The sequence below is a fragment of the Chthonomonas sp. genome (assembly GCA_016788425.1).
Classification (GTDB): domain Bacteria; phylum Armatimonadota; class Fimbriimonadia; order Fimbriimonadales; family Fimbriimonadaceae; genus JAEURQ01.
The window spans coordinates 744,617-764,861 of record JAEURQ010000002.1 but is presented as its reverse complement, the minus strand read 5'-3'; the positions used below and the strand labels follow the sequence as shown (position 1 = coordinate 764,861).

The following is a 20,245-nucleotide window of genomic DNA, read 5'->3' as shown; positions in this document are numbered from 1 at the left end:
TGACTATGCGGAACTTGCTTGTCGCTTTGATGTCATGGATGGCGATAGCGACAGCGGTGCAAGCTCAACGAGCTCCAGCAACCGTTGTTTACACCTATCAGGGCACGTTTTCGGATCGCGTGGAGCGCGATGGCGAAGAGTGCGTTATCCCGATCGCTCTGGCTGAGAACTGGGGCTGGCGTGTTCGCGCCTCCGGAGGCGAAGCTGATATTGCCGCCGAAGGCCGGCTACTGCGAGTGGATCTCACTCGCGACCGTAAGCTGCCTCTGGCCAAGTGCCTGGAGCAACTGGGGGGCCGCGGCACCTGGGATCGCGATAAGCGCACCTTCCGAGTTCTGAGCGAAGTTCGCAGCGTCGAGGTGCTCTTCGGCACTCTGCGCATCAACTGCTCGCTCGGCGTAACTGCCTCCGGCTTCTCGCTGACTGATCCTGAGCGCTACATCGTTGACCTGCAGGGCGCGACCCTTTCGCCGAGCGCGAACTTCGGCAGCGACGCCACCGTGCGGGTGCGACAGTTCAATGATTCCACGGTCCGGGTGACGTATCAGGCTCCCGGCGCCAGTAAGGTTGTGCGAAGTAACACAACCAACCGCATTCTTGAATTCCCGCTCGTCCAACCCGAAGCGCCTGTCACGCCGATCGAGCACGATCCCGAAACTCAGCCGGTCAACCCCAAAGCGCCCCAAACCTTGCCGACCACGGAAGTATTGGTCAGCGCGCCCCGCATTGATCAGACCGGCTCGAAAGCCGTCATCGGCGCGGACCTGGCCGCGATCCCTCTGGAAGCGCCCAAGCTCAACCGCGTGGACGTGCTGACCTACGAAATCATCGTCCCCGGCGGCAAGCCCGCCGCAATGGATTTGGCGGAACTGCCCAAGGGGCTGGTCAAGAGCTGGGAGCAAAGCCTCGACTCGGCCGGCAACTACAAACTCACCCTTTCGCTTCGGCAAGCCGCCGCGGTGATGTTCGCCGTTGATGGTCGCACCATTCGGCTGACGGCCAAGGTGCCCGACATCGCGACCGGCTCGATCCGAGGCAAGACCATCTGCATCGACGCCGGTCATGGCGCGCACGACAGCGGCGCGCTCGGCGCCAAGATTCGACTGAAAGAAAAGGACATCGCTCTGAAGTCGGCCAAAGTCCTCGCGGAGAAGCTGTTCGACGAAGGCTGCAACGTGATCATGACCCGATCCGACGACCGGTTCATCGAACTCAAAGAGCGCGCCAACATCGCCAACCGCAACAACGCCGACGTGTTCATTTCGGTGCACTACAACTCGGCGTCAAGCAAGTCGGCGAGCGGCACGATCATCTTCTATCACGGCAAGAGCGAACTCGGCAAACTGCTCGCCCAGTGCATTAGCCAAAACATCGCCACCAAGGGTCTGCTTCCTTCGCGCGGCGCGGTCAGCGACTTCGCCGTCGCCAAGAACAAGGGCTTTTCGGTTCTGCGCAACACGACGATGGTCGGTGTTCTGCTTGAACTCGGCTTCTTGAGCAACCCCACCGAGGAAGCCAAGATGAACAGCGACGAGTTCCGCCAAACCATGGCCCGCGGTGTCGTCGAGGGCCTGAAACTATTTTTCGGAGATAACGCAAAAGAATGAGCGCCAAGAAACGCAACTCTCATCGTCTCGCCCTCATCGGCGTCGCGGCAGCAGTCGTCGGTGGCTTAGCCGCCTACGCCAAGATGCAGGGCAACCGCGTACCGGAAGCCGAGATGCGCTCCGAGCGCCTGCCCCAGCACCAGCCCGTGGACAAGCGCCAGCCTCCGCAAACCAAGGTCGAAAAGGCAAAGGATGAAGTCGAGATCGTCCGCGTGGACTATCAATCCGAGGACTACAAAGTCGAGCGCGACAAGCGCAAGCTCGAGGCGGGCCAAAGCCCCTACCTGGTGGCGGTGAACGCTTCCCTAGCCCACGTGACGGCGGTTCCCGCTGGAGCGGTGGCCACGTCGGCCAAGCTTGATGGCTCGGTTCTGAAGCTCGACTTTGCCACGCCGTTCCGCAAAACCTACGGCACGGCTGAAGAAGGCGAAATCCTCAACACGATCACGGAAGCCCTCAAGCAGTTCGGCGAAGTGAAGTCGGTGCTGATCACCGAAGGCGGTCAACCGATCGAATCCTTGGGCAGCGTTGAACTCACCGAACCGCTCGAAGTACCTCACTAAGCCCGAATCCGGTATCCTCTCACCACCGAGCAATCGCGAATGGTGGTGAGGAACGTTTGAAAATTGGCATTCTTGGCGGGACATTTGATCCGCCCCACTTGACGCACCTGGACCTCGCCGAAACCGCCGCCCAAAAGCTGGGACTCGACCAGATTCTGCTGGTGCCCAACAAGCGCAATCCGATTAAGCGACTTGGCCCCCGAGCCACCGCGCGTGACCGATTTGCGATGACCAAGCTCATGGCCGAAGGTCGCGAGAACTTCGCCGTCAGCGACGTGGAACTGGGTCGCAGCGGCCCAAGCTTTGCCGTCGATACTCTGATTGAATTGAACCAAGCCATCAAGGCAAAGTTTTGGTGGATCCTGGGTAGCGATGCCGCCATGCACTTGGAAGAGTGGTACGAACTCGACAAGATTCTCAAGCTCGCCCGGTTTGCCGTCGGCTTGCGACCCCCCGACGATATGGCGGCAGTCATGCGATTTGCCCCCGAAAAGGTCCACGGCAATCTCGATTTCTTTTTGCTCAACGAGCCGTCACCGCGGTCCAGCACCGAAATCCGCAACAACATCGGGATCAAGTTGGACGAGTCCCGTCAGGTATTGCCCTCCGTGTGGCAATACATCCAAGAGCATCAGCTCTACCGAATGAATGATGACCAGTGAAGCCAAGGCGCAGCGTATAGCTGAACTCGCCGACGATATGAAAGCCGAGCGCATCGAGATTATCGATCTGCGCCAAAAGACGAGCGTGACCAGCTTTTTCGTGGTCTGCTCCGGGACCAGCGATGTTCACGTCAACGCGATCATCGACAAGGTGAATGAGCGCATGCGCGACGAGGGTGTGCGCAGCCTGGCCAGCGATACGCAAGGCGGCGGCTGGTTGCTGCTGGATTACGGCGACGTGATGTTCCACGCCATGCGAGAAGAGCGACGCCAATTCTACGATTTGGAAACCCTGTGGCGCAACAAGGAGGTCGATCCGAACCTCCTGCCCGAATCCGAGGTCTAATAGGGCAATGCAGGATCGCTTGGATGTGGTCTGGGATGAGATTGAGCGGATTCAGCGCGATCTGGCCATGGCTCAGCGTCGCAACGAACCCGGCGCCGTGCGCCGCGCGCGGCAAGCTCTGGAAGCCCTTGACCAAGAACATCCCGGCGTGCAGATGAGCCTCGCCGACCTTTACGTGCTGGACCACCAATCGGGCAAAGCGATTGAGCTTTACCGCAAGGCGCTTGAACGCACGCCTGGGGACAAGGAGATTGAGAACAAAATGGCGACCGCCATTCTCGCCCAAAGCGGCGACTTCGGCATGCCCCTTTCGCAGGTGGAAAACGTGGCCGAGGTCAAGACCAACCTGCTCGCCAGCATGGTGGTTCCCGGCCTGGGTCAGGTGCTCAGCGGCGACGTCAAAAAGGGCGTCGTGATGATGACCGTTTGGGGCGGATTCTTGCTCTTCGGTCTGCTCATCCCCGATGGGATTCGCGGCATGGCCGGATTGTTCAAGAGCAGTTCAGTACCGTTTAACAGCCTCATTTTGTTGCCGCTTCTCGGCATGGGCGTGGTCTTTGCGCTCTCGTGGGGCGACATGGCGGGCCGCGCCAAACAAGTCCTCCCCAACCGGCGGGAGCGGGTGTCACACCCCACTCCGCCGGTGGATAAGGATTTCGAGATTAAGCTCTAACAATCCGATACCAGGACGCCTTGGGCGCGTCCATAAATCATGTTCGTTCTTGTCGCTGCCTCGCTGGTTTTCGCCCAACAACACCTCGACCCGAACGGTCCGCTCCCACCGCAAGTCCATACGCTGAGCCGGGCGGCGTGGTTGCGCGAGGCCAAGTCAACTTACGGGGATCATCGCGAAACCAGAATCGCCGCCAATACTCTTCTGGCGCGAGCGATGGCCGGCAAGTTCGAGCGCGAGGCCAAGCTTCAACCCAACGCCAAAACACTATTCGAGGCTCAAATGTGGGTGTCGAATCTCACCAAGCGCGCGGCTCGCGCGGGCGATTACATGACACCCGACACCGATGAGCGGCGCGAGGAGTGCGCGCATTCGAACGTGTACGCCTCGGCGGTCCTCCTCAACACGGTGGTCCGCCAGCCCGAACTTCCCCGCCTCGCCAGCCAAAACGATGTGTGGATTCGGTACCGCGAGTCGCAGCAATTCCACCGCGACCATGTGGAGCAGTTGCGTGCCTTTAACGGCTACTCGCCCGATAACCACGTCCACGAAATCGGGAGCATTCGCTTTTTCCTCGGCAAACTGTTCGGCGAGGTCGCGAGCTTGCCGCTCGATACTCGCCAAGCCTTCTTTGCCTACGGACGCGCGATGATCGAGCTGGCGATGGGCGAGGACCCGTTGCCCGACCCGGCGAGTTAAACTGCACGCATGCTCCTCGCGACGATTACGGCCTGTCTTGCCCTCACCACGGTTTCCGCCAAGAAGGTTGTCGCCGATTCCTGGTCAGAAACTTTGGTGATCGGCCATCGGGGTGCCGCGTCGGTCAAGCCAGAGAACACGCTGCCCGCGTTTGAAGAAGCAATTGCGAGCGGGGCGGCGGCCACCGAATGCGACATCCGCCGAAGCAGGGACGGCGAGATGATGGTGATTCACGACGCGACCCTTGATCGCACGACTAAAATTAAGGGCGCGGTGAACGAGACCGCCGCCCAAGCCATGCGAGAGGCCGGCGTGCCCGACCTCGGCCAACTCATGAGCCTCACAAGCAAGCGGATTGTGCTGGTGATCGAGATTAAAGATGGCGACGGAATCGAGCGCAGGATGGTGGACCTCATCCGTGCCCGCAAAATGGAGGATCAGGTGATCATCTTTAGCTTCCATGCGGAGCGCATGGCCGAGGTCGAGCGGCTCAATCCGAAGCTCATCACCGTGCTGCTTCACGGCGGCAAAATCAAACCCGAAGAACTCGCGAACCTCAAAACCGACGGCATTGGCGTGCACTTTAGCAACTGCGATGAGCCGCTGGCTCGCGCCGCCCGCGAGCGCAAACTGCCGCTCTTTGTGTGGACCGTCCCGCCCGGCCCCGAAGTCGATCGCCTCCGGCAACTCGGCGTGAACTTCATCATCACCGACCACCCGCGCGAGGTCCGCGCTCAGCTTGGCCGTTAGTCGAAGAAGCGGACCTTGTCTTGCCACGGGCCGCGCTCACCGGCGGGCCAATCGCAATTGGGCCAGCCGCACATAAAGAACCCCATGATGCGGCTCGGCGGCGTCCAGCCAAGCTGCTCGGCGACGCCCGGATGCACGGAAATGCCTTTGCTGTGCCACATTCCCGCGAGGCCCTGAGCGCGCGCCATCAGGTGCAGATTTTGCACCGCGCAAGCCACAGCCATCAGCTCTTCTTCCATCGTCATCTTGAGCTCGCCTTCGTCGTTGACGGCGGGCTCCAGCCCGATGGCGATCCACACCGGCGCGGCGAACGCGCGCTTGTGGGCGTTCTCGTCCACCCGAGTGAAGATGTCGGCCAGCGCTTGACGGCCCTCGCCCATGAACACCGCGAACCGCCAAGGCTCAGTGTCCCCGTGACTCGGCGCCCAATTGGCCGCCTCCAGCATCCGCTCGATGAGGGCTCGATCGACCGGTTGATCGCTGAGCTTCGACAGCCCCATGCTGCGCCGATCTTGCATTAACTGAAGCGCTTGCGCAGCATCGAATTGGGTGGAGGTGCTCATAGCTACTAGTTTACTAGCGGAGCCGCACCCGAGCGATCACCGGAAAGTGGTCGCTCGGCACCCGGCCGTCAATGGTCGTGCGATCAATCTCGACGCTCAGAGGTTCCCAATGCTTTGAGATGAGGATGTGGTCAATCATCGGCCCGTCGATCGCCTCGGGTTTGAACGCCGTGAACGTCCCAAACGGCCCCTCCGCTGGCATCAGGTCGGTCAGACGGCCTTTGGCCACCAGAGTTTGCACCGGCGGATCGCTGGCCGGGCTGTTAAAATCGCCCATGACAATCGCCGGCAGACTCGGGCGAGCGTCGATGAACTTGCGCATGTGCTGGCCGCCCATCTGGCGCGCCTTTTGCGACTGGTGATCGAGGTGGCAGTTGAGCACCAACAGGCGGGTTCCGCCCTCGGCAAAGCAATCCCCCCAGGTGAAAATGCGCGTGATTTGCGCGTCGAACGCCAGACTCCCGGGACGCTCGGGTTCGGGGCTGATCCAGCGCGTGCCGCTCTCGCGCAGACCGAGCTTCGCGGCGCGCACAAAAATCGCGCTGAACTCGCCCTTGCGCATGCCGTCATCGCGGCCGACGCCGATCATTTCGTGGCCGGGCAGGGCCTTTTGCAGCTCGTCAATCTGCCCCGCCAGCGCCTCTTGCACGCCGAGCACATCGGGGTCGTGCTTGCGCAGCAACCCCATCACCGCCTCCTTGCGGTTCGGCCACGCGTTCACGCCGTCGGGCGCGGTGCCGTAACGGATGTTGTAGGTCATCACGGTGAGTTCAAGCGGCGCAGCGGCGAAGGCGAATCCGGCTGCGAGTGTGGACAGGAGCATTTCTAGAGGCTACCAGTTCAAGTGTCTTCGGCAGAAGGTGGCTTACATTCGAATGAATGTCTTGCTAAACAGCAATGATTTTCTAAAGTTCTGGGATATCATAAAACAGTGTCCGCCAGCCCGCTTCGCCACCTTTGGCCGTTCCTCCTCGCCGCGCTCTTTTTGATCGTCGGTTGCGGAGGTGCGGGCGCTCCGAAAGCGGGCACCGCCAAGTTCACGGTCACAACTCGTTGGCCAAACCCCAGCGATGCGACTCCGTTCCGGCCGCAGAGCATGACGGTGACGATGAGCACCGTAGATGGCGGGAGCTCCCGCGAAGTGATCTCGCGAAGCGTGGACCGGCCACGAGTGGGTCAGGATATTAACACGTTGGTGGAACTGGGTTTGCCCGCGGATGACAATTACCGTCTTGACATCAAACTTTACGACCAGCCTGGAGGGGCGGGCACCGTCGTCACGGGAGTCCGCCATGATGACATTGAGGTGAAGCCGGGAGCCAACATTAGCTATCCCACAACGTGTGTTGATGATGGCAATCTGTCCCACGGGACGACTACTTCGCAACCAGAACAGTCGCGAATCGAGGTTGGGGACGAACTAACGATCACCTGGAAAACCACATTTAGCCCTGATCGAGCGGAGTTCATTGTTTGGGAGAATTTGCAAATTGCGGAGAACACAAATCCCGCGGTTACAAGCGTGGACTTGGCACCACTCGGCTATCCGTCCAATCGAATTCAACTTCGAGTTTTGTCAGAGGGCACGTCGCGCATCAGGCCCTCCAGCCCACGGATCGGTACGGACTTGGAATTCTTGTTCATTGCGGGACCATCCACTTTTGACATTGAGCCTCTCACGAATGCGCAAAGTTCCTATGTAACTGCGGTGAGCGACGACGGCACGGTCGTATCGGGGGTCTCCCGCGATGGTGAGACCGATCAAGTCTTCAGATGGCCCTGACAGAGGGACTCCAGGTGATAGGCAGCGCCCAAAACTACCTTGCGGGGGTCGTCATGAGTGCCGATGGAAACGTATTGGCCGGGAGGCTAAACAATCGTCTTTATCGTTGGACCCCATCCGCTGGCCTCCAACAAGGAGCGGCGATCTCGACCGAACCATATGTTCGCCGAAGTATCAGCGCTATTAGTGGCGACGGTCAGATCATGATTCAATCGCTGCAAGACGATGAGTTTGTTAATACACAGTTTACGAGTTCAACATGGCAACCTGGTGACCAGATCGGCCAGCTGCCGGAGGATATAAGGGGCAAATATATTTTCCAGACCAACAGAGACGCCACCGTGATGCTCGCTTTTGATGGGCGCCTTCAATATTTCTATTGGACATCGGCAAGCGGTATCGTCTGGTTACCCGGTACGGACGGCAGCTATGTTAAAGCCCCGAGCGATGTGAGTTCAGATGGGTCGGTCATTGTGGGAAACCTCAATAACGATCGCCCCTTCCGCTGGACAGCAGCCGGCGGATCAATAGGCTTAGGTTTGCCGTTAGGTGCCACTGGAGGAGGATGCCTCGTCAGCGGCGATGGAAATACCGTGATCCTAAACGCGACCCTTGACCTGGCTACTTATCACACCGCCCCCTACGTGTTAAAGAATTCCGGTGAGTATCAATTCCTCGGGAATGCGCCTGGATTCATCCGGACGGTTATCACGGACGTCAACTACGATGGCTCGGTCGTTGTCGGCACAGCCTATCGAGCCGACGGAACCACGCAAGCGTTTCGAGCCCGAATTCGGTAGCTGGCCAGCTGACCCACTACTCCTTTCCCTGGGGCCTAGCCACCTAGGAGTGCCCAACAACATCGGTTTATTGCGGTTTTGGGATATCATAAGACAGTGTCTGCCAGCCCTCTTCGCCACCTATGGCCGTTCCTCCTCGCCACGCTATTTTTGATCGTTGGGTGTGGCGGTGCGGGCGCTCCAAAGACTGGCACCGGCAAGTTCACCGTCACGACACGGTGGCCAGATGCCACCGACACAGCTCCATTCCGGCCTAAGAGCCTGACCGTCACAATGAGTTCCATAGAGGGCGGGAGCTCGCGCGAAGTAGTCTCGCGCACCGTCGATCGACCCCAGATTGGTCGCGAATCCGAAACGTCCGTAGAACTGAGTTTGCCGGCGAATGACCACTACCGATTAGACGTTAAACTCTTTGACCAGCCCGGAGGTGTCGGCACCATCGTCTCGGGGGTTCGACATGAGGACCTCAAAGTGAAGCCAGGAGATAACCTGACGTGGCCGACCACATTGGTCTTGAGCGAAGCTGAGTATGGACCCACTGAATCTTCGCAACCTGCAAATTCGCGACTTGCGGTTGGTGAAGAAGTCACAGTGACCTGGAAAACGATGACCAGAGATCGCGCCGAGGTCCTGCTTTGGGAAGGTTTAAAACTTTATGGTAACCCAAATTTGGCAGTCTTAGCCGTCGATTTCGCTCCCTTAGGTTATCCATCCAACCGAATTCAGCTTCGAGCATTGGCAGAGGGTGCTTCAACAACCCTTCTGGGAGCAACCGACATTGCACTGGGAATCTATTTTCATGTTGTTGTTGGCCCTTCAAGCTTCAACATTGAACCTCTCTTATCTGCGAAAGACTCGGAAGCGAGGGCAGTAAGTGCCGACGGTTCAGTCGTTGCGGGAGTATTTTCTGAGGGAGAAACATCTCACATTTTCAGGTGGTCCACGGCGGAAGGAGTACAGCAGTTTGGCAGCGCACCAAAATGGCGCGGATACGTGATAATGAGTGACGATGGCAACGTACTGACCGGTAACCTAAGTGATCGTTTCTATCTGTGGACGCCCGCGAATGGTCTGCAGGAAAGGGCACCTTGGCCTCAACGATATATCGACGAAGTAAGTGGAGATGGTCGAATCATACGGGGTAGGTACACATATGAGTTCTTCTTCGACACTATTTACTACAATATTACTTGGCAACCGACGGACCAATTCGGGGTGCTGGCAAGCGAGCTGGAGCGAGACGGCCTCGTTAAAATGAGCCGAGACGGCTCCGTCATCCTTGGCGTAGATGCCTTTAAAAGACCGTTCCTTTGGACGGCCGCAAATGGCAAGCGGACATTCGGACCCGAGGGTGACGCTCGACTTTATCCGAATGACTTGAGTTCAGATGGGTCGGTCGTTGTGGGCTACTCCAGTAATCGCCCCTTCCGTTGGACCGAATCAGGTGGCGTGGAAGAACTCGGTTTGCCGTCATTCGTGACCAGGCCATATTCGTGTATAGTTAGCGGCGACGGAAACACGGTGGTCATCAACTCGAATCCCCTTGAGCACAGTGGAATATACGCTCCCTATGTGTCAAGAAACTCTGGCGAGTTTCAATTCGTTGGGCACCCGTTTGGCTTTGTAAGCACTACTATTTCGGACATCAACTACGATGGCTCAGTTGTCGTCGGAACAGCGTACAGAGCCGATGGAACAAGTCAAGCCTTTCGCGCCCAACTTCCATAGCTCGGGCAGTTGAGCAGGAAAAGTTAGTGGTGGAGGCAAGGGGACTCGAACCCGCCGACCAGCCTTCAAAAGGGTGACAGGCGTCCGTGGTCGTTGAACCTGCAAGACCAGTTGACGCACGTCCAGGGGTGACACCCGTAGTTCTGCCGGGAAAGCGTCTGGTAATTTTTCAAAGCAGAAAAGTGTGCCGAAATATTACAGAACCATTTGATGCGCTCAGCACGTCCGCCCGAAGCCAGCTTAAAGTAACAAATCGCCGCAATGACCAGGTTTCTACGTTTCGTTGGTATAAAAAACCAAGCGTTCGAATGTTTCTCAGAACACGCCGTGATTCCGCCGCCGCATCGAGTGAACCCCGCGACTCCCCACAATGATATGGTCCAAAACCTGGATGCCGAGCAGCGCACCCGCCTCGATCATTTTCGCCGTGACCTCAAAGTCCTCCGGGCTTGGCTCCGGATCGCCCGACGGGTGGTTGTGAGCTAGGATAATCGAGCAAGCTCCAAGAATCACGGCAGCCTTGAACACCTCGCGCCCCACCACCGGGCAGCTCGTCAGGTCGCCGACGTGCGCGTCGTGGATGCCCAACACCTCTTTCTTGGCGGTCAGCATGAGCACGACGAAGTACTCGCGGTCCCGGTCGCGCAGATAGTCCTGCAGCAGCTTTGAAGCGGACTCAGGGTCATGCATGTAAGGGTTTGGCACGTCGCGCTCGCGCACGAGGGAAACTCGGTAAAGGGGAGCAATCACCTAGAACTCCCCGCGCCGCAGAATCACAGCGGCCGTCGTGAGCCGGGGGCGGACACCGTGGCGTTTGGCGATTTCCTTCGCCTTCGCATTGTACGTGGCGGCGCACCGCTCGGCCAATTCGTGCATCGGCCCCCGGGCTTCATTGTTGCCATTCAAAAACTCCTTTCGGAGTCGGCGGAGTTCCGATCGCATCGAGTTTAGATCGTCCATCACGAGCAAGCTTAGGGTTGTCCAGTCGCTTTAGCAAGGGCCTCGCCGACTTTATTCGACAATCACCAACTCTTCCTCCGGCAATTCCACGACCCCCGCCGCCTGCGAAGCCCGTTTCGCATCGCCTTTCAAGAAAACGAGCACATTCTGGTGCGTCTTCCCCAGCTTCCTCGCCCCCTCAAACTGCCGGTTAATCCGAAACTGCAGTGTCCCGACCTGCGTGACCAAAATCGCTTCGTTGTAGAATGCCAAGCCCGCGTCCTCAAACGCCCGAATCGTCTCCGGGACCAACCCCCGATAATTCCCCTGCTTGTCGCGGATCTCGCCGACCACCAAAACCGCGAACCGATCATCCTTCAGCAAGGAGCAAGAATCGCAAATGATCTGTCGGTAGCCGACGAGAAACTCCTCCCAGCTCACCGCCGAAAGGTCGCGCGGATCATCCGAGTACTGCTCAAGATCACCGTAAGGCGGGCAACTGAAGAGGAGGTCAGCGCTGACCCCATCGGCTAATCTCAGAATCTCGCGCGAGTCGCCGACCACCCACCGCGCGTCCACAATCCCCATGCCCGACGCCTGGCGCTCGTTCTCCGCAACCTGCTCGGGCCGGAGATCAATGCCCACGTAATTTCGCCCCAGGCGGGCCGCCACCACGCCTCTGACGCTTCCGCCCGCAAATGGGTCAAGCACCGTCGCCCCCTCGCCAGAAAACCATTTTACGGCGATTTCCGCCAGCACCGGGTCAAAGAGGGAGGTGCCGCCCAACCCCTCGGCATACACCAGCTCTCCGGTCGTCGCGTCGCGTCCGGCCACCCGCGCCCCGTAAGCCGTCTTTCCCTCGCCACCGATCAGGTGGGCATCGCGCCCAGCTCCCGAGTCAATGCCGGTCGCCAACCATTCGGCCTTCCGCCGCTGCCATTCGCCAGAGCGCGCGTTGAGGACCGAAAATGGCGCCATGAGCCACCGCTCGGCAAGTGTTCCGGTTTGGCCCTGCACCACGTCCGGTGTGCTCATCTGATTCAATGCCGCCAGCAAATCGTCGAGCTCCGACCCGCTGAACCCCGTATCGGCCAGCAAACTTGGGTCCTGGATGTTGATTTCGCTGAGCAGCGCGGCCAGCGCATCGTCATCGTTGACCGCCATGTCGCTGGCGCGGTTATCCGCAATCGCGAAAGCCATCGCCTCCTCCTCGCTCAGGTGCGATATGTCCATGCACGGCACCATCCAACGCCCGCGCGAGACCTCGATGCCCGGCGGTGGCGGAGCACCGCTCGCCTGGAGCTCGAGCAAAGCCTTCACGCTGTGGTTGCCGGCGTACACCACACCCCCGCGAACGCGCACCGTGGAGTTGAACCCGAACCGCAGAATCGAGTTGCGGATGATCTCGACGTTGCCCTGTCGGTAGTTTCGGTCCCAAAGCGTGAGCGCTTCGAGGGCCAGTACTTTGTACTTCGCGAATCTTTGCGATGCCATACTCGGCATCACCGCGACTCGTGGAAAAGTCAATCATGACAGGTACTTTCTTCCTTGCAAATTCATGCCACTATTTGAAAACTGATGGAGCAAGTTAAGAACCCCATGTTTATTGAGTTCGGAGTGGGTTGGGACAAAGGAAATCGGATGAAAGTCACCGATGGACCCTCGGGTCGAGTCACCAACCCTGAAGCGGTGTCCTTTTTTAGAAAAGCCCTCGGCCTGGCTGATGGCACTTACTCCATCGGCCGGAAGCCCCAAGAAGTCCTGTCAATGGCAGTTCGAATGCAGATTGACTGGGGCCATTGTGCAGAGTGGTTGAGACCGGATTGTGCCCGGCATATCCAGGCCGGAATCGATTCGCTTTTCGAGTGTGCTTGTGAATGCTTAAGTGATCAGGTACAGGAAATGGCTATCAACCTAGAAAATCACATCTGATCAAAGCTGGAATTTAACCAGAAGTTTACGCGACCGTCCGCCAGTAACCGATCAACTGAACTTCCCACGAGACAACGTCCGGACCTTCGACCACGTACTGGAACGTCCCGCCGCCGCTCAGCGGGATCATAGCCTGGCTGCCATTTTCGTCCGTGTCCGAATCCGCTTTCACACGCAGAACCTCGTGCTCAGTCGCTCCAGAGCCGGTCCGCACCCGGATCTTGGTCAGTGTTGAACCGCTGTTTCGCGCCCATGCGAACACGATCAAGCTCTTTGCCTGGCTGGGCAGGCCAGAGGGTGTGACCGTCGTCCAACTCGTGACCTCAGCGGTTCCGCTGGCCAAAGAGCCCGATGAGAACACTGGGTACTGTGCGCTCGAATTCAGCGCATCGATCGCGCCTTCAATTGGATCCGGAGTGGGTGCCGCGATCGTTACCGATACGGCACCCACATCGCCCATCGCTTGGTAGGGCGACACCGCCTTGACCAGCACCGAAGATCCGACCAGGCCCGCGTCAACAGCAACCCGCACTGTCTCCGGACCGACCATCACGAACAACTCGCCGGTTGTATGGCCGGACATGGTCGAGCCACGCTCACCGCGGCGTAGCCTTGACAGCGTGTAGTTATTTGCCGAAACCAGGCTGGATACCCCGACCCCGAGCAGCTCCGAACCAACGATCGCGTGATTGTTCCCTGCAAGCACGTCGGCATCCGAAGTGGACTCCACAACCCCGCCACTTGCCGAAATGTCCACGCCTACCGTGTTCGTGGTATCGAAAGTGTCGGCCACGGCCCCGGAAGCCGACAGAGTTGACGTGGTCACCCCGAACACCGAAGGCAGTGATATCGTGCCAGCCTCAATCCATGTGGTTCCGGCATCCGGAGAGTAGAACACGGTCGCTCCTCGCCACCCGGCCGCACCTGCTCCAGCCACGTAGAAGCCCGCCGAGCCACGATGATCGTCCGAAATCTCAACGCCCGACCATGCCCGGAACACCGTAGGCACTGGCACCTCGGGAGCAATCGAACCAGTGCCTCCTGCCGAGGGTGTTCCCACCTGCGTGAGGCTCTCGGCCCGCTCCCTGACCATCTCAAACCGAATGGCCCCAATCGGAACCCGCTCCATGTTCGTGATTCGGTACCGGACGCCCTCCAGCGTTACCACGTCACTCGGAATCAGATCCGCGTACATCATTGGCACCGAGATTTCGGCTGTGTCGGTAGCGGCCCAGAGCTCGTCCATCTTCCGGCGCACCGTGGCTTGGGCAACCGCCCCGGTCATCGCGATCGGATACGAGAAGCTCACTTGATTGTCAATGGAGCCCTCTGCTCGCCGGTCGGATTGTGCTCCCGCCTGGAGGTCTGCATCGATGTCGAAGTACTGCACTTCAACCTGGCTCGGGAAGTCGCGCGACTTCGGTAAGGACTTCCTCAGTTTGGCTCCGGGAGAACCGTTGCCTGCCCCAAGGTGCAGTGGATCAATCGCCCGTACTACTCCGCCGCCACGCGCCACGCCCGTCATTGCCCCGTTCACCGAGACCAGATCACAAGACAGAAAGTCCAGAATGCCGTTCACCGGCTCCTGGATGGCCATACGGCCCGATTGCACGAATCCATGACACGTGGGGAGGGTCCCGAACGATAGTTGACCTGTGGCCAATCCTGACGAGCGGCAGAGGTCACTCAACACCGTTGAGTAAGTCAGGGATCCGCTTTCAATCTCGAATTCCACAGACGGCAACCGACCAGGTACTGCCACGTCGTCAAAAACCACGTAACACATTCCGCGGTGAGCGCACACGTCATCGGCAACCCCACCCTCATGAGCCACAATGAGCGGATCAGGCGCCTGGCTCTCATCGCCATCGTAGTACGTGACCTTGTCGAACAGGATCGAGTCAGAGTCCGCCGAATCATAAACGAGCTTGCCATCGAACCAAATCTTTCGCAGGCCAAGGTTCCGCTTGACCTGGGTGCCGTCCGGCATGGTCAATGTGCCGGTGCAGATCATCATGGCGAATGTGCTCGTGTAGCTGTATGTCTTTGTCGTGGGAGTCGCACCCTTTCCGCCCGACTTCTTCACCGCTTGTTTCAGATGGTTGCCACTGGCGTCGGTTGCCGCCCAGATCAGATTCCCACCAAGACGAGCTCGCCCCCAGACCCGGGGAATATCCGCGCCATACGCTGACCCTGAGAACCGCAGATCGGATAACTTCCCGACCTCGTTGACCATTCCCGCGATTGCCGCGCTTTGGTCGATCATTCCGCCCAGGCTCGCCCCGACCTGGAAACCAAACTTGGTTCCAACCCCCGGAATCGTGGAACCGACGGCCGCGCCGAGCCCACCCAGGATAATCGTCGCCGCGCCCACTAAATGTCACCTCGCAACCGGTAAACCCGGACAAGTCGCTTCCGCCACATCTCACTGATCGGCTCTTCCACAACCCAGCCCACCCCGCTGTGTGCGTGAATCATGGTCTCGCCGGTGCAGAGAGCAACGTGGTTTGGCATGGCCGGTGTGCGGAAAACCAGCACGTCATTCGGCTGATAATCGAGGCCCTCGACTAGCTCACAAACCTGCTCGATCTCGCCGCACATAATCTCGAACACGTCGCCCACCTTCGGAAGCCCCGATGCCCTTACGCCGACCTGCCCGCCACACTCTTCGAACACACAGGCGAGGAGCCGGGCGCAGTCCACGCCGACGCCCTTCACACCACCTTCGTGGTGGTAGGGAGTTCCGAGGTACGTCCGGGCAATCGGGACAATCTGAGCGCGATCGATCACTCTGCGGTCCTCACATAAAGCGAGTTGCCAGGCAAATAAGGCTCGCCACGGAAATTGTTTGCGTTGCCGAATTTCGTTCCGCAAGTGGAGAAGGCTCCGTCACAACCCACCTCGAGGCGAACGGTTTCGCCGACCGTGACCGCAAACGGCATCGGCGAGCGGAGCTCGATTTCACAAACTCCGGAGACCACTCGGTGCTCCTTGATCTGCACTTCGATCAGATCATTCGCGCCACCCACGCCCTTGACATAGCCGCGGGAATAGAAGCCGGCCGGCGCAGAATCGCCGCTAACTCGAAACACGACATCTGAACTCACCAATGAGACCGTGCGTGTAGGCCGCGATGGAACCCCACCGATGTTGCCAAAAGCAAACTTACACTGAGCATTCCCGAGGCGACTACACCGACAGCCAGGCTGAGTTCGATCCCCGACCATCACCTTGAGCAGTTGCTCGTTAGATTCCAGTTCCAGGCGGAACACGCCGTCCTCAATCTGGATCGCTCCAACCACATAGTCGTCTCGAAACAGCACGCCCGCGGCAAGGTCCAAGCGGTTCACAACTCGGTCAATCACCGTCGCCCCCCGGTAAAGTCCTGCTTCAAGATGCTCGGTCGAAATCCGGTCATCGCGCAATACGCCCGAGAATTCGAGGTTGTCGATCCCGGTGCCGGCGGATTGCTGAGTCACCGAGCTGGCCACGCCGTCAAGAGGCTTAAACACGAGACTATCAAACGTGACGGGTTGATCGCTCAGCACCCAACCGAAGCGCGCTCCATCGTGCGGCCGAACAATCTCGATGAGCCGCACGAGTGTCAGCGTGTCACCCTGAATATGCGTCAGCATCGCCGGGCTGAGTGACCGCGGCATTACGTTCGAACCTCCAACAGAGTCACGTTAGTCCAGCTCGCCACCGGGCCAAAGAGCGTCCAGGTTGGCTCATCGGATTCAAACCGAACCGGAATATCAAACCTGCCCTTCCAGTCGATCGCAGCGCCGTTCGCCGGAGCCGAACCGAAGGTCACGATGCCAGTCAGTCGGTTGACTGTGCAGGAGGTCACCGTGCCGGCGACCCGCACTTCAATGGTTGCGACAACCGGATGCAGAATCTTCCGTACTGTGGTCACCACGCCATCGGAGTAGGTCTTGGTCAACTGAAACGTGGTGGAGGAACCGTTGCCAGTTGCGAATTGCATCGGCGAGGCGACCTCGAAGTCGGATGGGTCAGACCACGGAAACGAGTGCGCCGATCCCTCGCGCCCGAGCCAAAACGCTTCGAGCGCATCAAACTCGCTTGGGTCGATCCCCGTCATATCGATCGACCACTTTCGCAACGGCTGATCCCACTCGACATTGTGTTGCTGATAGCCCGAAGCCGCGACGACCTTGGTCGTCTTGAACTGCGGACCACCGCGCACACCCCACTCAGTTGGAAGAGGCAGATACACGTCGTGAAAGCTCATTTCTGCTTAGTCCGTTTGGCCTCAGCCTCTCTGCGCTTCTCGCGATCGCTCTCGGCGGCCCGTTCAGCCCACAGGCACACCAACGCCTTTTCCAGCCAGTGAGCTGGCCAGTCGGCAACGGTGTGGGGCGCTTGACCGTGCACTTTCGCGATCTCGTTTACTGAGTAGTACTCGGGTTGTCTGCCGCTCCTGCCACCGGAGCGGAGGTATCTCCGGAGCTCGGCGGCGTCGGTTGGTTTGGGACCTGGTCTCGCATGATTTCGGTCAAAATTACACCTTGCAGCGCGATCGAGCGTTCGAGGATGGATTCTCGTGTCACCGCGATCGGCTGATCCGAATCGTTCACAAAATCCCACTGAAGGCCGTAGGCAAGGAGCAAGTCCGCGTTTTTCTCCGCCAACTCCTGTTGCCGATCCTCGTCGCCCTTCATCTTGCTCATCTCCCTGAACAACTCCAAGTGCTTAACCTTGATCGCCTCAGGCAGGTAGGAAATCTCAAATGTGATGTCTCGGTGCGTGATCTTTCGTGTCACGCGCCCTTCAATGCTGGAGAGTTTAGTGCTCATCAGTCAGACAAGTACGCGAAGACCCCGGCCGCCAAAGCGAACCGGGGCTGATGAGCGGAACCGCGTCAGTTCCGAATGGCTAGTACGCGCTCTGACCAGCCGATGGAGGAGCAACATCGTTCACGAGGACGACTTCCATCGCCTTACCCCAGTCGGCATTCATACACGCCTGGAACTGCAGGTCACGGTCGATCGTGAAGTCCGAGTTCTCGTACCCTCCGCCGTCCGCGATGCCGGCAAACATCGTGATGGTGAGCGAGTAGGGAATTGCCGACGCCACGATCGTGTCGGAGATTGCTTCCATCCGAACAAACTTTTGCACTCCCGCTTCACAATCTGCCCAAAGGGAGATACCACTCGCCCCCGTGTAGCCAGTGTCCGGAGAACCGTTCAGCGGCACTGACTCCGCCGTGATATCAAGCGCAACGGTTGGCAGCGCTTCCACATGCTTGGACCAGCTCGTCTTCGCCTTATCCTGAACCCATCGCACATTGAAACGATCCGAAATCTCAAACCCCGATGTCGAAACTCCCGCGAGTTTGTTCGTGGCCAGCGTCGCAATGCTTGAAGCATAGTACAGAGAGATGTCCCCAGGCTTGACTGGAATGTACTCAAGTTCCTTTATGCCGCCCACCGTCGTGTGAACGAGTGTCGCTGTGCCACCGGTGAGCCCTAGGTCAACGACCCTGATCTTTTCTTGCATGCGCCCGGCCAAGTTACCATTGAACGTGATCACATACGGCCCCGATCCGGTCACGGTCACGTGCGCGCCTCCGATCGTGGACAGCGCCCGAAGTGCGGTCTGGATCGCCGAGTTATTGGCGTTGAACGCAAGGGTAGAAGTTCGGGCGCCCATGAACTCCAGCGCGTATCCAGTGCCGCCTGTGGCCGTGACGGTAAGCGTTTGAACATCGTTTGGCCCCGCCGTGATGGTAACCGGCTCACTGATCTTTTGAGCAAGCAGAGCCCCCGTCATCGAAATATCCTCACGCGACAGTTCGAACGCGAGCTGGTTCAGGATCGCGTACGCCACCTTCTTGCCACCCGTCGCCCCAGCATCTTCGCCGATTTCGACCGCCAACGAGCGAATGTCATCCTGGGAATTGCTTTTCAGTGTGAATGTGTGCTGCCACACGCCCGTAACGATCTCCGTCGAAACCGGAGCCCCACAGATGCAGGCAAGCCAAAATCCAAGCTCCTTGTAGCACGGCTTACCCTCGTCCAAGGACCCTTCCGAACTTGCCTTCGTGAGCACGAACTTGTCTGGGAGCTTCGAACCCATCACGTTGTGTCGATCGATCTGAACATCGGGCACAAAATCAATTTGCGCGGACATCACTCGGTGCGTGGCCGGTGTCCCGGCGCCTCGCGTTGAAACTCCTGAGCCATTTTTCTCAATGGCGATAAAACACTTGCGCGTAACACTCATAGTTGTTCCCAAACTCCCGCCAACGGCGGTGCTGTAGACAATCAAGTACGCTCGGTCAACGGATCGTGGAGACCCTGTGTGCTCTCCGGTGCCCGATCCACGTCGAATGTAGATCGCTGCCGACCCGCTGTTGAAGTCACCAGGAATCCATGATTGCGAAAACAGTGAACTCGGACCGCCAACCGACACCAGCCCTCCGGACGAAGGCAGTGACACCGTATGAACATCTGTCGGAGTGCCACTCCGACTAACCGACATTTCCACTGTCCTGGACAAACTCGGCGAGGGTGTGAGAACCGTCGTTCTGTCCGCCGCAAAGAGCGTGAACGTGTAAATTCTCGGCCGGGCGAGCCCTCCAGTGGATTGATCGCCAACGCAAACTCGCCAGTATCTGGCCGTCACTGGGGTTAGCCCTACTCCAATCGTCGCCAGATCCATCGCGATCGAAATCACTTGCGGGCCAGCTGGCAGAAACGTCCCGGTGAGAGTCGGCGCGACCGTCCAGTTGACGCCGTCCGCCGAGTACTGCACGTCCCAGGTGGGAGTCGTATCACCGAACACTTCTGCGACGAAACTGAACTTGCCTACTGTTGTGGCGGCCCCAAAATCGAAGAGAGCCGTGACTCCCAGCGTTCCGCCGGTCGTAGTCCAGCCGTACCACGTCGCGCCGTCGCCATCGATGACCGCGCCCGCGTCATCCCCACAATCAGGCAGGTTTGCGCCATAGACTAATGCGCCGATGACCGATGGGTTGTACGGATCGACCTCCGCGACGACCTCAATCCCGATGATCGACTCGTTAGGAATCCCGGAAAATCCGGTCAGGATCAACCAGCCGTTCGCCGCACCACCCGCCAGCACCGCCGAACCTGAACCATCCGCGATCGCATTCGACGGATTCAGCCATGACGAGCTGCTAGCAGAAGAGGGAGTGGAATTCGTAATAGCCAAGTG

22 protein-coding genes are annotated in these 20,245 nt (G+C 58.9%); 11 read left to right on the top strand and 11 right to left on the bottom strand.

The window, feature by feature from the left end:
• The first annotated feature begins 5 nt into the window (after positions 1 to 5).
• Genes JNJ45_05735 through JNJ45_05705 form a run of 7 tightly spaced genes read left to right on the top strand, consistent with a single transcriptional unit; the run spans position 6 to position 5,300 of the window.
• Complete coding sequence (locus JNJ45_05735; protein ID MBL8048165.1) at positions 6 to 1,607, top strand: N-acetylmuramoyl-L-alanine amidase; 1,602 nt, start codon at positions 6 to 8, stop codon at positions 1,605 to 1,607.
• Positions 1,604 to 2,170, top strand: coding sequence for a GerMN domain-containing protein (locus tag JNJ45_05730; GenBank protein ID MBL8048164.1), 567 nt, complete (start codon positions 1,604 to 1,606; stop codon positions 2,168 to 2,170). Before JNJ45_05735 ends, JNJ45_05730 begins: the two co-directional genes overlap by 4 nt.
• Positions 2,171 to 2,226: 56 nt before the next feature.
• Positions 2,227 to 2,832, top strand: a complete 606-nt coding sequence (gene nadD, locus JNJ45_05725) for a nicotinate (nicotinamide) nucleotide adenylyltransferase (protein ID MBL8048163.1) — start codon at positions 2,227 to 2,229, stop codon at positions 2,830 to 2,832.
• Positions 2,819 to 3,178, top strand: coding sequence for a ribosome silencing factor (rsfS, locus tag JNJ45_05720; protein MBL8048162.1), 360 nt, complete (start codon positions 2,819 to 2,821; stop codon positions 3,176 to 3,178). Before nadD ends, rsfS begins: the two co-directional genes overlap by 14 nt.
• Positions 3,179 to 3,185: 7 nt before the next feature.
• Entirely contained in the window at positions 3,186 to 3,851 is a 666-nt protein-coding gene (locus JNJ45_05715) for a hypothetical protein (GenBank protein MBL8048161.1), read from the top strand.
• Between the two features lie 39 nt (positions 3,852 to 3,890).
• Positions 3,891 to 4,550: a hypothetical protein gene (locus JNJ45_05710; protein MBL8048160.1), complete on the top strand. Its 660-nt coding sequence runs from the start codon at positions 3,891 to 3,893 to the stop codon at positions 4,548 to 4,550.
• Between the two features lie 9 nt (positions 4,551 to 4,559).
• Positions 4,560 to 5,300 (top strand): hypothetical protein, encoded by a 741-nt coding sequence (locus tag JNJ45_05705; protein ID MBL8048159.1) that lies wholly within the window; start codon positions 4,560 to 4,562, stop codon positions 5,298 to 5,300.
• Here JNJ45_05705 and JNJ45_05700 read toward each other — a convergent pair.
• Positions 5,297 to 5,863, bottom strand: coding sequence for a nitroreductase (locus JNJ45_05700; GenBank protein ID MBL8048158.1), 567 nt, complete (start codon positions 5,861 to 5,863; stop codon positions 5,297 to 5,299). The genes JNJ45_05705 and JNJ45_05700 overlap by 4 nt on opposite strands.
• Before the next feature lie 13 nt (positions 5,864 to 5,876).
• Entirely contained in the window at positions 5,877 to 6,686 is an 810-nt protein-coding gene (locus JNJ45_05695; protein ID MBL8048157.1) for an endonuclease/exonuclease/phosphatase family protein, read from the bottom strand.
• A 108-nt stretch (positions 6,687 to 6,794) separates the two neighbouring features.
• Here JNJ45_05695 and JNJ45_05690 point away from each other — a divergent pair, with 108 nt between their 5' ends.
• From JNJ45_05690 to JNJ45_05680, 3 genes are all read left to right on the top strand, one after another.
• Entirely contained in the window at positions 6,795 to 7,646 is an 852-nt protein-coding gene (locus tag JNJ45_05690) for a hypothetical protein (protein ID MBL8048156.1), read from the top strand.
• 203 nt (positions 7,647 to 7,849) lie between these two features.
• Positions 7,850 to 8,446: a hypothetical protein gene (locus JNJ45_05685; protein ID MBL8048155.1), complete on the top strand. Its 597-nt coding sequence runs from the start codon at positions 7,850 to 7,852 to the stop codon at positions 8,444 to 8,446.
• Between the two features lie 96 nt (positions 8,447 to 8,542).
• Positions 8,543 to 10,174 (top strand): hypothetical protein, encoded by a 1,632-nt coding sequence (locus JNJ45_05680; protein ID MBL8048154.1) that lies wholly within the window; start codon positions 8,543 to 8,545, stop codon positions 10,172 to 10,174.
• 315 nt (positions 10,175 to 10,489) lie between these two features.
• Here JNJ45_05680 and JNJ45_05675 read toward each other — a convergent pair whose 3' ends face one another.
• Genes JNJ45_05675 through JNJ45_05665 form a run of 3 tightly spaced genes read right to left on the bottom strand, consistent with a single transcriptional unit; the run spans position 10,490 to position 12,607 of the window.
• Positions 10,490 to 10,924: a JAB domain-containing protein gene (locus tag JNJ45_05675; protein MBL8048153.1), complete on the bottom strand. Its 435-nt coding sequence runs from the start codon at positions 10,922 to 10,924 to the stop codon at positions 10,490 to 10,492.
• A complete protein-coding gene (locus tag JNJ45_05670; protein ID MBL8048152.1) occupies positions 10,925 to 11,134 on the bottom strand; it encodes a hypothetical protein in 210 nt (69 codons plus the stop codon).
• A gap of 51 nt (positions 11,135 to 11,185) precedes the next feature.
• The gene (locus JNJ45_05665; GenBank protein MBL8048151.1) at positions 11,186 to 12,607 is read right to left on the bottom strand and encodes a chromosome partitioning protein ParB; all 1,422 of its coding nucleotides are present in this window, start codon (positions 12,605 to 12,607) and stop codon (positions 11,186 to 11,188) included.
• An 84-nt stretch (positions 12,608 to 12,691) separates the two neighbouring features.
• On the opposite strand from JNJ45_05665, the gene JNJ45_05660 reads away from it, so the two are divergent.
• On the top strand, positions 12,692 to 13,045 hold the full coding sequence (locus JNJ45_05660) for a hypothetical protein (protein ID MBL8048150.1): 354 nt from the start codon (positions 12,692 to 12,694) through the stop codon (positions 13,043 to 13,045).
• A 25-nt stretch (positions 13,046 to 13,070) separates the two neighbouring features.
• Here JNJ45_05660 and JNJ45_05655 read toward each other — a convergent pair whose 3' ends face one another.
• From JNJ45_05655 to JNJ45_05630, 6 genes are all read right to left on the bottom strand, one after another.
• The gene (locus tag JNJ45_05655; GenBank protein MBL8048149.1) at positions 13,071 to 15,419 is read right to left on the bottom strand and encodes a phage tail protein; all 2,349 of its coding nucleotides are present in this window, start codon (positions 15,417 to 15,419) and stop codon (positions 13,071 to 13,073) included.
• Positions 15,419 to 15,835: a C40 family peptidase gene (locus JNJ45_05650; protein ID MBL8048148.1), complete on the bottom strand. Its 417-nt coding sequence runs from the start codon at positions 15,833 to 15,835 to the stop codon at positions 15,419 to 15,421. Before JNJ45_05650 ends, JNJ45_05655 begins: the two co-directional genes overlap by 1 nt.
• Positions 15,832 to 16,704, bottom strand: coding sequence for a DUF2163 domain-containing protein (locus JNJ45_05645; GenBank protein MBL8048147.1), 873 nt, complete (start codon positions 16,702 to 16,704; stop codon positions 15,832 to 15,834). The genes JNJ45_05650 and JNJ45_05645 overlap by 4 nt, the downstream gene beginning before the upstream one ends.
• Entirely contained in the window at positions 16,704 to 17,297 is a 594-nt protein-coding gene (locus tag JNJ45_05640; protein MBL8048146.1) for a DUF2460 domain-containing protein, read from the bottom strand. Before JNJ45_05640 ends, JNJ45_05645 begins: the two co-directional genes overlap by 1 nt.
• A gap of 157 nt (positions 17,298 to 17,454) precedes the next feature.
• The gene (locus tag JNJ45_05635) at positions 17,455 to 17,862 is read right to left on the bottom strand and encodes a hypothetical protein (protein MBL8048145.1); all 408 of its coding nucleotides are present in this window, start codon (positions 17,860 to 17,862) and stop codon (positions 17,455 to 17,457) included.
• Positions 17,863 to 17,941: 79 nt separating this feature from the next.
• On the bottom strand, positions 17,942 to 20,242 hold the full coding sequence (locus JNJ45_05630) for a hypothetical protein (GenBank protein MBL8048144.1): 2,301 nt from the start codon (positions 20,240 to 20,242) through the stop codon (positions 17,942 to 17,944).
• Positions 20,243 to 20,245 lie beyond the last annotated feature (3 nt).